The 14,209-nt window shown below is 62.8% G+C and carries 9 protein-coding genes; 7 read left to right on the forward strand and 2 right to left on the reverse strand.

All coding sequences use genetic code 11. The features are described 5' to 3' along the window. Positions 1–368 precede the first annotated feature (368 nt). The 7 genes from V7116_RS14670 (at position 369) to V7116_RS14700 (ending at position 9,641) form a co-directional block, all read left to right on the forward strand. Positions 369–1,385 (forward strand): LacI family DNA-binding transcriptional regulator, encoded by a 1,017-nt coding sequence (locus V7116_RS14670; RefSeq protein ID WP_324392690.1) that lies wholly within the window; start codon positions 369–371, stop codon positions 1,383–1,385. A gap of 124 nt (positions 1,386–1,509) precedes the next feature. Then, the gene (locus tag V7116_RS14675) at positions 1,510–2,787 is read left to right on the forward strand and encodes an ABC transporter substrate-binding protein (protein ID WP_324392691.1); all 1,278 of its coding nucleotides are present in this window, start codon (positions 1,510–1,512) and stop codon (positions 2,785–2,787) included. 186 nt (positions 2,788–2,973) lie between these two features. Continuing rightward, entirely contained in the window at positions 2,974–3,903 is a 930-nt protein-coding gene (locus V7116_RS14680; protein WP_349258541.1) for a carbohydrate ABC transporter permease, read from the forward strand. A 12-nt stretch (positions 3,904–3,915) separates the two neighbouring features. Further along, the gene (locus tag V7116_RS14685) at positions 3,916–4,803 is read left to right on the forward strand and encodes a carbohydrate ABC transporter permease (protein WP_324392693.1); all 888 of its coding nucleotides are present in this window, start codon (positions 3,916–3,918) and stop codon (positions 4,801–4,803) included. Positions 4,804–4,882: 79 nt separating this feature from the next. After that, on the forward strand, positions 4,883–6,688 hold the full coding sequence (uidA, locus tag V7116_RS14690) for a beta-glucuronidase (protein ID WP_324392694.1): 1,806 nt from the start codon (positions 4,883–4,885) through the stop codon (positions 6,686–6,688). Next, positions 6,685–7,800: a glycoside hydrolase family 88 protein gene (locus tag V7116_RS14695; RefSeq protein ID WP_324392695.1), complete on the forward strand. Its 1,116-nt coding sequence runs from the start codon at positions 6,685–6,687 to the stop codon at positions 7,798–7,800. The genes uidA and V7116_RS14695 overlap by 4 nt, the downstream gene beginning before the upstream one ends. A gap of 14 nt (positions 7,801–7,814) precedes the next feature. Then, positions 7,815–9,641 carry a heparinase II/III family protein gene (locus tag V7116_RS14700; protein WP_324392696.1) on the forward strand — a complete coding sequence of 609 codons (1,827 nt, stop codon included), beginning with the start codon at positions 7,815–7,817 and terminating at the stop codon, positions 9,639–9,641. Between the two features lie 86 nt (positions 9,642–9,727). Here V7116_RS14700 and V7116_RS14705 read toward each other — a convergent pair whose 3' ends face one another. Further along, a complete protein-coding gene (locus V7116_RS14705; protein ID WP_324392697.1) occupies positions 9,728–10,561 on the reverse strand; it encodes a YybH family protein in 834 nt (277 codons plus the stop codon). A 236-nt stretch (positions 10,562–10,797) separates the two neighbouring features. Continuing rightward, entirely contained in the window at positions 10,798–13,707 is a 2,910-nt protein-coding gene (locus V7116_RS14710; RefSeq protein WP_324392698.1) for a molybdopterin-dependent oxidoreductase, read from the reverse strand. Positions 13,708–14,209: the final 502 nt, after the last annotated feature.

Genomic DNA, 14,209 nt, shown 5'->3' on the forward strand with positions numbered 1-14,209 from the left:
GATGTGCCCTTGCATATTCACTTTTAGTGTAGGGCAGAATTTTAAGAAAAGGGTGAAATTCCGCTTTTTGGGGAGGATCTGCGCAGCGCTGACAGTCGACAGCGGAGCGGCAGGCTGCACGGCGGTGGTTTGCGAAAAAGTGCCGCGGGTGGATCTGCGCAGATGCCGGACTAACCGATCGGTTTTTGCCCGCTTGACTTCTTGCATTTATGTGTGCTATTGTGATGTTACCGGTTGCGCAACCGCTAAAGTAGCTTATTTGGCTTAAGGATCATTCTTACCTGCCTGCACGCCACACCCTGTTCATCGAGCCACCACAACCCTTAGCCCACTGCGGTTGATAGAGAGTCGAGCTTACGGATAACCCCATGTCCCGATTTCCCAAACGCGCCACGATGGCCGATGTCGCCCAACATGCCGGGGTTACCAAAACCACGGTATCGCGGGTGCTGAACAACAAAGGCGAGATCAGCCCTGAGACACGCGAAAAGGTGTTCAAGGCAGTCGAGCATCTCGGTTACCGGCGCAGCCGGATCGCGCGCAGCCTCGCTACCGACCAGACCTTTCTGCTGGGGTTGATCGTGCCCAGCATTTCCTACGAGTTTTTCACCGACATCGCGCGCGGCGCGGAAAACGCCGCGTGGGAAAACGACTACAAGATCCTGCTGTGCACGACCGAAGGCGACTGGGACCGGGAAGAGGGCATGTTCCTGTTTCTGGAGGATATCCAGGCCGACGGCATCGTGGTCTGCTCCCCCCGCCTGCCCGAAGACAGACTCGTGCCGCTGGTCGAGCAGTTCGAAAACGTGGTGATCGTCAACGGCCAGGGTATCGCGTGGCACGAGCTGGCCGGGGCCATCGAAACGAACGACGCGGGGGGGATCAAACTGGCGGTCGATCACTTAATTGCCAGCGGACGCCGCCACCTGACGTACCTGGGCGGACCGCCGGACGCGCGCGTGAGCACCGAACGCTACTACGGGTTCATGAACGCGCTACAGGCGGCAGGGTATACCCCGAATCCCGCGTGGCATACCGCGTGCCACCCGGCGACCGTGCACGAGGGCTACGAGTCCGTCAAGAGATTGCAGCCGGTGCTGTCGGAGATCGACGGCATCGTGTGCTTCAACGATCTGGTTGCCGCGGGGGCCATGCGGGCCTGCCACGAACTGGGCGTTCGCGTGCCCGACGACATCGCCATCACGGGCTGCGACGACATCCAGTTTGCCACGCTGGTCCAGCCCAGCCTGACGACGCTGCAAACGCCAAAAGAAGAGATCGGCACGCTGGCGGTCAATATGCTGCTGGAACGCATCGGCGGCCAGCGTAAACACGACAACGTGATCATCGACCAGCATCTGATTATTCGGGAGAGTGCCCCTTAGGTTGGCGCACTTTCTACCTGGCTGTTCACCAATGGAGATAAGGAGGCGTGTCCGGTAGGACTTGAAGCTACACACACTCTCGTATATTCCATTCGCATTTAACTTTTTATGAGGAGCAGCGAAAATGAATAAGTGGTTTAACCGGCGCACTGCGAATGCGCTCGTGGCGCTGATCGCCGTCCTGGCCCTGAGCGGGGGCTTCATCTCCAACCAGGCATCGGCCCAGGACGAGGTTACGCTCACCATGTCGGCGTGGGACGTCGCCACGACGCCCTACTGGCAGGCCGTGATCGACGCGTATGAGGCGGAACACCCGAACGTGACGATCGAACTCATCGACGTGCCGTCCGCCGATTACCAGGACACGATGAACATCCGCCTGTCGGGCGGCGATGATACGGACATCATCACCGTGAAGGACATCCCCGGCTATTCGGCCATGCTGACGCGCGGCCAGATCGTCCCGCTGAACGACTACATCGACGCTGATGGCGTTGATTTGAGCGCTTACAGCGGCGCCGCCGACGAACTGACGTACGAAGGCTCGATCTACGCGCTGCCGTTCCGCAGCGATATCTGGATTCTGTACTACAACAAGGACGTCTTCGACGCGGCTGGCCTCGACTATCCCACGAACGACATGACCTGGGACGAGTTCGATGCCCTGGCCCGCCAACTGACGAGCGGCAGCGGCGCGGACAAGATCTACGGCGCGCACTTCCACGTATGGCGCTCGGCGGTTCAGTTGGGAACCGTTCAGGATGGCCTGAACACGATCATCTCCGATGACTACAGCTTCATGGCCCCGATGTACAACATGGTCACCTCGATGCAGAAAGACGGCATCATCATGGACTACGGCGAACTGCGCGCCGGAAACATCCACTACTCTGGCGTGTTCGAAAACGGCCAGATTGCGATGCTGCCCATGGGGTCCTGGTTCATCGGGACGCTGGTCGCCGCGCAGGCTGACGGCGTGTTCGACTTCAACTGGGGCGTCGCTTCATATCCGCATCCTGAGGGCGTCGAGGCGGGCACGACTGCCGGTACGCTGACGTCGCTGGCGATCAACGAGCAGTCGGACAACAAGGACGCCGCCTGGGACTTCATCAAGTTCTACACGGGTGAAGAGGGCGCCAAGGTCCTGGCCGGTACGGGGAACCTGCCCGCGGTTCGCACCCCCGAAATTCTGGAAATCTTCGCGTCGAAGGACGGCGTGCCCGCCGAAGCGATCGACGCCCTGCAGACCACGACCGTTCGCCTTGAACTGCCTATGCACCCGCAGGTGGGCGAAGTCGAGCAGATCTTGAACGAAGAACACGAGTTGATCATGACCAACTCACTCTCCGTTGAAGAGGGCCTCGCGGAGACGACGAGCCGCATCAGCGAGGTGCTGCAGTAGGTCGCACGCCCGGTTGACGGTAATCCCCTGGGATGCCCTCGCGCGCGGGGGCATCCCGCTACAAACCTGTTTATCACCTTTCCGACTCATGCTAAAACGAGAGCATTCGGGTTCGCTCGAACCGCTGGCACCGGCAGCGGCCTTCAGGATGGTCAGAAAAAGGGAAGTCTTTTTATCATGGGACTCATGAAACTAGGCGTCAAGGCAGCCCATCCCAACACTCCCAGCAGAAGGCGAAAAGAGCTTAGCAAAAACTTAGTTGCTTACTCCTTTATCCTTCCTAACCTGCTCGGTTTTGCGATTTTTACGCTGGTCCCCATGGTGTTCTCGCTCGGACTGGCCCTGATGAATTGGGACGGGGCCAACCAGGTGAGCTGGGTGGGCCTTCAGAACTTCAAAGATTTGCTGCACGACAGCACGTTTAAGATTTCCCTGGAAAACACGCTGTGGTACGTGGGCGGGACCGTGCCGCTGACGATGATCTGCTCGTTGGGGCTGGCCGTGCTGCTGAACCAGCCCATACGCGGCAGGAACCTGTTCCGCACGATCTACTTCTTCCCCTACGTCGCGTCGCTGGTCGCGGTGGCCGTGGTGTGGAACATGCTGTTTTTTCCCTCCGCTGGCCCCGTGAACGAGTTCCTCCGCGCGCTAGGCGTGGCGAACCCGCCCCGCTGGTCCGCGTCGGTGGACTGGGCGATGCCCACGGTCATCATGGCGAGCATCTGGCGCAACATGGGCTACTACATGATCATTTATCTGGCCGCGCTGCAAGGCATCCCGCCGATTCTGTACGAAGCGGCGGCGATCGACGGCGCGAACGCGTGGCAGAAGTTCCGCTACGTCACCGTGCCCATGCTGACCCCGGCCACATTTTTCATCAGCATCATGCTGACGATCACGTCGTTCAAGGTGTTCGACCTGATCCTGGTGATGACCAACGGCGGGCCGGGACGCGCGACCAACGTGCTGGTGATGCACACCTATAACACGGCCTTCCGGCAGTTCAAATTTGGCTACTCCAGCGCCATTGCGATGGTGCTGTTTGCCCTGGTGATGATCATTACGATCGTGCAGTTCTACATGGAAAAACGATGGGTCGAGTACTCACAGGTATAAGATGGGGCTGCTATGACTAGTCGAACACTGCGCACAACCCCGGCTCAGATCGTCACGCCTTCCGCGCGATCCGCATGGCTGCGCCGCGCGCTTCGGTCCACGCTGACCTATGCGCTGTTGATCGCGCTGGCGGTGATCATGCTGCTGCCGTTCATCTGGATGTTTTCCGCGTCGCTGAAGCTGGACAAAGACGTCTTCCGGTTCCCGATCGAGTGGATTCCTCAGAACCCGCAGTGGAGCAATTACCGGACGATCTGGACGCGGATACCCTTTTTGACGTTCTTTTATAATTCATTGAAGCTGACCGCGATTATTACGTTTTTGCAGGTGGCGACCAGCAGCTTCGCGGCGTATGCGTTCGCCAAACTGGAGTTCAAGGGCAAGAACTTTCTGTTCCTGGCCTATATCGCCAGCATCGCCGTGCCCTGGCAGGTTTACATGATCCCGCAGTTTATCCTGATCCGGGAACTCGGTTTGGTGGATAATCACATGTCGTTGATTTTGCTGCAGGCGTTCACCGCGTTTGGCGTGTTCCTGCTGCGCCAGTTTTTCGTCAGCGTGCCGAACGAGCTGTTGGACGCGGCGCGGATCGACGGCCTGAGCGAGTACGGGATCTACTTCCGCATTATGCTGCCGCTGTCGAAGCCCGCGCTGGCGACGCTGACGATTTTTTCCGCCGTGTTCGTCTGGAACGACTTCATGGGGCCGCTGATCTACCTGCATTCGGACTCGTTGAAGACGATTCAGTTGGGGCTGCGGATGTTCATCCAGCAGTATTCCGCCGATTACTCGCTGATCATGGCGGCGTCGCTGGTATCTGTGATTCCGGTGGCGATCCTCTTCCTGGCGTTCCAGCGCTACTTCGTCGAGGGGATCGGGACCACAGGGATCAAAGGCTGATACACATTCGGGATAGAGGCCGATCTGACTCTGTTACCTTGCATGGTTATCTTGCATGTTGCTCAAAGGACGCTGTACGATGCTCTACCCCCAATCAAATGCTTGCCGCCAGATGGCGGATTTATCCGGGTTTTGGGAGTTCCGGTTTGATCCCGACGAAGTAGGCACGGGACAGGGCTGGGGCGGGGGTTTCGATCCGGCGGAAGTCATCGCCGTGCCCGCCAGTTGGAACGACCAGTTCGCGGAGTGGCGCGACTATACCGGCGTGGCGTGGTACCAAACGACGTTCGATCTGCCCTGGGGCTGGCGCGGGCAGCGGATCTTCGTGCGGTTCAACGCGGTGAGCTATCTGGCCGAGGTGTGGTTGAACGGCGAGCGCCTGGGCGAGCACGAGGGCGGGCATCTGCCGTTCGGGTTCGACATCACGGAGCGCGTCAAGGACGCGGGCAACGTGCTGGTCGTGCGGGTCGATGGCAAGCTCGCGCCGGATCGCGTGCCGCCGGGAGAGTTGAAGGGGCGGGCCGGGGCCGCGTTCCCGACGGTGAACTATCCAGACACCACCTACGACTTTTTCCCCTTCCGCGGGATCGAGCGCCCGGTGCTGATCTACACCGAGCCGCAGGCCGCGATCGCGGATGTGACGGTGGTGACGGAGATCGACGGCACGAGCGGCGTGGTGCGCGTGCAGATCGCGTGCGATGTGGACGCGGCGCTGACGGCCCGCGCCACGCTCCACGGGCACGGGTTCAGCGGCAGCGCGGAGGAGGCGGTCGAGGGCGGCGCGGCGGCGCTGACAGTGACCGTGCCGGACGCGGCGCTGTGGTCGCCGGACGCGCCCAGTCTCTACGATCTACGCGTCGAGCTGCGGCGCGATGGGGCGGTGGTGGACTGCTATGCGCTGCCGGTCGGCATCCGCACGATTGCGGTCGAAGGCGACCGGCTGCTGCTCAACGGGGAGCCGGTGAAGCTGCTGGGGTTCGGGCGGCACGAGGACTTCCCGGTGGTGGGCAAAGGGCTGCTGCCCGCGCTGATCGTCAAGGATTACGCGCTGATGGACTGGATGGGCGCGAACTCGTTCCGCACGTCGCACTATCCCTATTCCGAGCAAATGCTGGACATGGCGGATCGCCTGGGCTTCATGGTGATCGACGAAACGCCCGCCGTGGGGCTGTTTTTCTTCCCGGAAGGGCTGGAAAAGCGCGACCGCCTGTGCCAGCAGATGATCCGCGAGATGATCGACCGCGACAAGAACCATCCGAGCGTGATCATGTGGTCGGTCGCCAACGAGCCGCATACCGCGACGCTGGAAGCGCGCGAAGCCTACAACCGCGATTTCACCGTGATCGAACATGCCAGCCGCCCCGAAGCGGTGGCGTCGTTCAAGGCGATGGCGGATCTGGCCCACGAACTGGATCCCACGCGCCCGGTGACGCTGATCAGCCACGAGGGGGCGCTCGAAGAAGCGTTCGCGTTCGTGGACGTGGTGGGGCTGAACCGCTACTTCGGATGGTACACGCAATCCGGGCAGATCGACCTGGGGCTGGACTATCTCGACCGCGAGATCGAGCTGATTCACACGTTGTACCCCAAGCCGCTGATCCTGTCCGAGTTCGGCACGGACACGATTCCCGGCCACCACGCACAGCCGCCGGAAATGTTCAGCGAAGAATATCAGGCGGAGTTCCTCACGAAGCAGATCAAGCTGACCGAGACCAAGCCGTTTGTGATCGGCCAGCATATCTGGAACCTGTGCGACTTCAAGACGGGGCAGGCCGTGCACCGTATGGGCGGGTACAACTACAAGGGCATCTTTACGCGCGACCGGCGGCCCAAACTGGCGGCGCACCGGGTCCGCGCGCTGTGGCGAGGCGAGGATGGATCGTGAGCTACGCGGACACCCTCGCCCAAGTGTTTGACGCCATCCGGCGCACGATTCCCCGGATGGGCACGGATCGCCCTGCCATCGGGCGCGGCGATGGGACTTACGAACGCTGCCACGACAGTCACTGGGTGGACGGCTTCTGGATCGGCCAGCTGTGGCTGGCCTACGCCGCCACCGGGGACGGCGTGTTTCTGGACGCGGCCCGTGCGCAGCGTCCGTATTTCATCGCGCGGCTGGACCGGCCTGAGTCGCACGATCACGACCTGGGCTTCCTGTACTCGCTGTCGCTGGTCGCGGACTATAAGCTGACCGGGGACGAGACGGCGTGCCGGGGTGGACTGCGGGCGGCGGACGGGCTGGCCGCGCGCTATAACCCGCACGGGGGCTTCATCCAGGCGTGGAACTCGCAGGGCGAGCACGACCGCAACCGGGGCCGGATGATCATCGACTGCATGGAAAACCTGGGGCTGCTGTTCTGGGCGAGCGAGCAGGCCGGGGATCTGCGCTACCGGGACGTCGCGGTGGCGCACGCGATCACCACGCTGGACACGATCGTGCGGCCCGACGACTCGACCTATCACTCGTTCGTGTTCGATCCTGACACGGGCGAGCGGCTGTGCGGCGAGACGGTGCAGGGCTTCGCGGACGAGTCGTGCTGGAGCCGGGGGCATTCGTGGGGCATTCACGGCTTCGCGCTGGCGCACCAGTATACGGGGGAGGTGCGGTTCCGCGAGGCGGCGGTGCGGCTGGCGGCGTACGCGCTGGCGCACCTGCCGGGCGACGGCGTGCCGTACTGGGACTACCGTTTGCCGGACGACGCGCCGCACTACCGCGACAGCTCGGCGGCGGCGATCATGGCGGCGGGACTGTTCCTGCTGGCGGATCAGGTGACGGACGAGGCGCAGGCCGCGCGCTACCGTGACGCGGCACGGGGCATGCTGGACGCACTGATCGCGGACTATACGCTGCTCGATCAGCCTGGGGCCGAAGGGCTGCTGGCGCACGGCGCAAGCCACGTCAGCCGGGGGTACGAGGACAATATGCTGCCCTACGGCGATTATTTCTTTGTCGAAGCGCTGCTGCGCGCGTTAGGGCGCACGGCGTTTTTCTGGTAGGCCAAGGAGCCGGTATGTTAAGCCGATACGATCCGATCGGGGTGGAGCTGATCCTGCGCGACGAGACGGCTCCGCCGCCGTTTCCGCCTGCCGCCGATCGCGCTGCGTGGAATGCGCTGAAAGACGAGCTTGGCCCGGCACAGGTGCGCGCGCTGATCGAGGCGGGCGAGCGGGCGGCGCGGGCCCCGATTCCGGCGCTGCCGGCGACGCTGTTCCTCGAATTCTTCCGCAGCGGCGACCGCCTGGAATACGAAACGCCCTGGTTCGAGCGGCGGAATATCCTGGCGGATCTCGCCCTGGCGGAGTGCCTGGAATATGAGGGGCGCTTCCTCGACCCGCTGCTAAACGTCGGGTGGGCGATCTGCGAGGAAAGCGGGTGGGAGTTCCCGGCGCATCACGACGATCTGCCGGACGTGGAGTATCCGGTGGTGGGGCTGTTCGCGGCGCTGACCGGGACGCATCTGGCGGAACTGGTGCTGCTGCTCGGCCCGGAACTGCATCCGCTGCTCGAAAAACGCATCCGCCACGAAGTCGATGTGCGCATCCTGACGCCGTTCCTGACGCGGCACGATCACTGGTGGCTGCATCCCACGCCGGGACATACGACGTGCAACTGGACGGCGGTGTGCTCCGGCAACATCATTGCCACGGCGCTGTACCTGGAACGCGATCCGGCGCGGCTGGCGGAGATCATCGCGCGCGGGGCGCGGTCGCTGGACGACTACCTGGCGACGTTCGACGCGGACGGCGGCAGCACCGAGGGGCCGAGCTATTGGGGCTTCGGCTTCGGAAATTACGTGTTGGCCGGACACCTGCTTTACCAGCGGACGAACGGGCGGATCGATTTCTTCGCGGACGAGCTGATTCGCAAGGTGTCGGTGTTCCCGCTGCGCACGCTGCTGGCGGCGAACCGTTTTGCGAATTTCTCCGACTGCGAGCCGGATATCACGTTGCCCGCGCCGCTGCTGGCCTTCCTGGCGCGGCACTACCAGAACGACGACCTGATGCGGCTGGCGAACGCGCAGCAGGCGGTGGGATCGCACCCGAATCACAGCCCGCTGCTGTGGAAGCTGCGCGGCCTGTTCTGGCGGCCCGATCCGGCGGTCGCGCCGCCGGTGGTCCCGGCTGTGCACGACTGGTATCCCGAAATGCAGTGGATGATCGCGCGGGTTGATCCCACCGATCCCGACGCGCTGGTGGTGGCGGTGAAGGGCGGCCACAACGACGAGATGCACAACCAGAACGACGTGGGCAACGTGATCGTGATGCACGATCAGACGGCGCTGGTGGTGGACATCGGGCGCGGGCGGTATACGCGGCAGTATTTTTCCGCCGGGCGCTACGACGTGTTCGTGAATACCTCGCTGGCGCATTCCGTGCCCGTGGTGAACGGGTGCGCGCAGCCGCCCGGCCAGCAGTACGCCGCGCGCACGCTCGATCATCAGGCGGGGGACGAGGCGGACCGGCTGAGTCTGGACCTGATGGCGGCGTATCCGCCGGAAGCGGATCTGGCCGCGCTGACACGCACGGTCACGCTGCACCGCGACGGCGCGCGCGGGTGGGTGGAACTGGTGGATGACGTCGCGTTCGAGTCCGCGCCGGGGGCGTTCGAGTCGGTCCTGACCAGCTTTGGCCGTGCGACGATCGGACCGGACGAGGTGTGCATCGAGCAGGACGGCGCGGCGCTGCACGTGCAGTACGATCCGGCGGTGGTGACGGCGCGGGCGGAGGTGGTGAAGGACGTCGATCTCGCCACCGGGCCGCGCGACGTCACGCGCGTGATCTTCGCGCTGGCGGAACCGGCGCAAACGGCGCAGGTGCGGCTGCGGATGACGGTGTAGGGGGACGGCTGCTGGCGTTGTTGTGGATTTTAGCGAAGCGTGACGGGGCTTCCGTTTTCGGAGGCCCCGTCGTTGATTCTGCCGCGCTATTCTGGGATGCGTTCGCCGTGGATGAGCGACCAATGCGTGTGGAGCAAGGCCCATTGGCCGCTGGCGCGAGTGAAAACCTCGGTGCAGTTCCACGGGACCCGGCTCAATACGGAGCCGTCGGGATTCAGGCGGGTGGAAAAGAAACGGTAGAACAATACCGCCATGTCGCCGCACACCCGGACGTGCGGATCGACGAAGTCCATCACATCGTAAAAAATCTTACCTTCACGTTGAGCATATTCGGCGCGAAGCGCCTCGCGGCCATTGATCCGCTGGGGCGTCCCGGTGTCGAAATAGGTTACTTCCGGCGCGCTGATCTCGATGAAGCCCCAGGGATCGCCCTTGCGCCAGCGTTCCATTGCGCCCGCTTCGAGCGCCATCAGCTCGCCCAACACGCCCTCATAGCTCACATCGCCGCACAGGACTGGAACCGGCACGTCAACTTGCGGCGGGCGCTGGTGGCGGACGAAGGACCAGTGCGTGTGCACGATCCACCACTGGCCGTTCTGGCAAAAGTACACCTCGCTCGCATTCCATAGGGTCTGCTGGTCGCTGTTGAGTTCCGGCCTGGAGCGGTAGTTGTAGCTCAAGACTGCCGCATCCCCGACGACTTCGAGCCGGGGATCGATGAATTCTGAACTTTCGTAGCGAATCTTCCCTTCAAGCTGCTTCAGATACGCCGTGTAGGGGTCCAGGCCGACGATGGGCGCCGCCAGACCGGGATCGACGTAGATCACGTCGTCGGCGCTGATTTCGGCCCATCGCATGGGATCGCCTTTGCGCCAGCGCTCCATCGCCTCGTGTTCCAGCAAAAAAATCGGGTCCTGCATCTGGTCTCCTCCTCAGTGATACCAGCACAGATGAGCTAAGTGGATATTGTAACCCGCGCCGAACGTATGTTCAAAATGGACGTGTGGGCGCGCGCTCGTGCTGGCGAATGATTCCCGGCAAGGGGAAAGCTGCCGGAGGGGAAAACTGTGGGGAGGGGCTTTGTTTTTAACAGTGGGCGTGTTGTCCCGATACGGACGACACGCCCACTGTGTCAGGTCATGGAGAGAGGCTGCGGCTAGCCTTGCAGCGCGGCTTTGACACGCTCCGGCGTGTAGGGCAGTTGGCGCATCCAGACGCCGGTCGCGTCGTGGATGGCGCTGGCAATGGCGGGCGCTACGCCGTCGATTGCGATTTCAGAGACCGACTTGGCACCGAAGGGGCCGCTCGGTTCGTGGGTCTGGACAAAGATGACGTCGGTGACGGGCATGTCCAGCGCGCGCGGCACGTGGTAGTTCATCAGATCCGCATTGAGGGGCTGGCCCTCGGCGTCGAACAGCATTTCTTCCGTCAGCGCAAAGCCGAGCGCCTGGGACATGCCGCCTTCGACCTGTCCCGCCGCGGTGGTGGGGTTGATGACGCGGCCACAATCGACGACCATCAGCAGGCGTTCTACTTCGATGTGCCCGGTTTCGGTGTCCAGCACGATTTCAGCGAACTGGGCAGCGGTCGGCGGCGGGCTGAGCGGGCTGGTGTGGGACGCCGTCGCTATGATCTGGTGCTGGTCGCGCTGGTGCAGACTGCTGAGTCCGATTTCGCCCAGCGTGACGAACCGCCCATCGGGGCCGGTCACCCTCCCATCTTTGAGTTCGAGATCGGAGGGGTCGCAGACGTTCAGGATGAGCGCGGCGTGCTCCAGGAGCATCGCTTTGATTTGCAGCGCGGCCTTGCGCACGGCCCCGCCGCTGATGTAGGTCGTGCTGCTGGCATAGGCGCCCTTGTCGAAGGGGGTGAAGTCGGTATCGGAGGAATAGACGATGATGTCGTCCAGCGGAATGTCCAGCACCTCGGCGGCCATCTGGGCCAGGACGGTATCCGAACCGGTGCCCAGATCGGTCGCGCCGATCAGCAAGTTGAACGAACCATCGTCGTTCATTTTCAGCGTGGCGGAGGCCATGTCCAGCCCGGCGATGCCGCTGCCGTGCATTACGACCGCCATGCCGATGCCGTGACGATAGCGGCCCTGCTGCCCCTGGTGATCCTGGCGCTTGGCCTCGAACCCGGTGGCTTCCATGCCGATGCGCACGCACTGTTCCAGCCCGCTGGTCAGCAAGGTCTGTTCCGTGCCCTCGCGTCCTTCGCCCAGCGCTTTGGACAGGTGCATGCTCTCACCGACCTTGAGCCAGTTCTTCCGCTTGAAATCGACCACGTTCAGCCCAAGCTGGGTGGCGATTTCCTCCATCATGACTTCGATGCCGTACTCGCACTGCATCGCGCCGTAACCACGGAACGCCCCGGCGGGCGGCGTGTTGGTATACACCACGTCGCTGATGAACCGCGTGTTCGGCGCATTGTAGAGCGTCAGGCCCTTGAAGCCGCCCACCATGTTCACGGTCAGGGCGTGCGCGCCGTAAGCGCCGGTGTCGCCGATCAGGTACAGGCTGGCCGCCGTGACCTGTTCGTCTTTGATGCCGATCTTGTAGCGGATGATGTTCGCGTGGCGGCTGCGGGAGCTGTTGAACTCCTGGGTGCGGGTGTACTCCATGCGTACCGGACGCCCGGTCGCCAGGGTGAGATGCGCGCACAGGTCTTCCAGGATCATTTCCTGCTTGTTGCCGAACCCGCCGCCGATGCGCGGCTTGATGACGCGAATCCGCTTGATGGGCAGGTCGATCAGCGGGGCGACCATACGGCGGATGTGGAACGGAACCTGCGTGCTGGTGCGGATCACCAACCGCTCGTTTTCGTCGAAGTACGTGATGCAGGCGTGCGGCTCCAGGTGGACATGCTGCTGTTTGGGCGTGCGGTATTCGCCCTCAAAAACGTGATCGGCCAGCGCGAAGGCCTGATCGACGTCGCCGACTTCCGCCGCGATGTGATGCACGATGTTGTGCTGCGCGTCGTAGATGCCTTCCGTGTCCGGCTCGTCGTGGACGATGGGCGCGCCGTCTTGCATGGCGCACTCGGGGTCTATGATGGCGGGCAAAAGCTCGTAGTCCACTTCGATCAGGTCCAGCGCCTGCCGGGCGATTTCGGGCGTTTCCGCCGCGACAATCGCCACGCGATCCCCGACGTGGCGGACCTTGTCGTCCAGGCTGACCTGATCGTAGGGCAGCGGCTGCGGATAGCTCTGCCCACCGGACGCGTACTTGACGCGCGGAATGTCGTGATGGGTCAGCACGGCATGGACGCCGGGCAAGGCGCGCGCGCGGCTGGCATCAATGTTACGAATGCGGGCGTGCGCGTGCGGGCTGGTCAGCAGCGCGCCGTAGAGCATGCCGTGCAGGTGGAGATCGTCGGTAAAAACGGGACGGCCCATCGCCAGTTTTCGGGCATCGACCTTGACTTCAGATTTGCCGACAATGCGCGTTGGCGCCATGCCCTTGGGCGTCACCACCAGCGGGGGCAGGGGGTGCTTGTCGCCGTTCCGGCGGTAGAACGCTTCCGGCAGGGCAACCGGCTCGTCCTGGTCGGGCAGCGGCTGCTCAAGGTGGGTGTACGGCGCGAGCGTCTCCCCGCGCAGCATGGCGGCGGCGCGATGCACCGCGTCCACGCCGCGCACATAGCCGGTGCAGCGGCAGAGCACGCCGTTCAATGCCTTGCGGATGTCGTCGTCGGTGGGGTCCGGGTTGCGGTCCAGAAGGGCTTTGGCCGTCAGGATGAGCGCGGGCGTACAGAACCCGCACTGGATCGCGCCCGTTTCCACGAATGCTTCCTGAAGCGGGTGCAGGGTGCTGCCTTCGTTCAGACCTTCGATCGTCGTGATTTCAGCGCCGTCCAGATCGACGGCCTTCATTTTGCAACTGTGGATGGGTCTGCCGTTCACCAGGACCGTGCAGACGCCGCAGGTGCCGTCATCGCAGCCCGTTTTGACGCTGAAGTAAGACGCGCGACGCAGCGCAGCCAGCAGGGTTTCCCCCGGTTCGACGGCTAGCGTCTGGCACACCTTGTTGATGGTTAGTGTAATTTCGACCTTAGAAGGTTCCATAATGATGCTGTTCTCCAATTGTTCAATAATGTGCAGAGGTTCAAGGTCCTACGTCTTTTTAAAGGGCGCCAGCCACGATCAATGACCGGGGGCACGTTCAACGAAACAATGGTTGGCGCGTGACTGGCGGAAAGTAATTTTAGGGGAAGCGCCCGCCGTCACGGACCAACATCGTACTCCAACAAAACGAAATATTCCTCACATATGTGTTGAACAAATTTCGTTGGCGCGCTCGTCAGTGCGAGCGGGGGCGGCAGTGGGGGCATTGTTCATACATCCAGCATAATTCCCTTCGTCGAACTCCACAAAGGCGAAAAATACTGTTCTGCGCAGTCATTTGACCAGCGCGCTCCCGGCAGGGGGGGCCTCTGGTCCCTTTCCGCAGCACTTATGGCGCGCGGGGACCCTAGAGTGTGTTATGCACTTCTGGCCCCCCATCCCCTGGCTCCTTCCCCCACGCAAGCGGAGGGAAGGGGAAGCCACCCCACGCAACCCTGTTGCG

This window comes from Aggregatilinea sp., assembly GCF_036822615.1.
GTDB lineage: Bacteria > Chloroflexota > Anaerolineae > Aggregatilineales > Aggregatilineaceae > Aggregatilinea.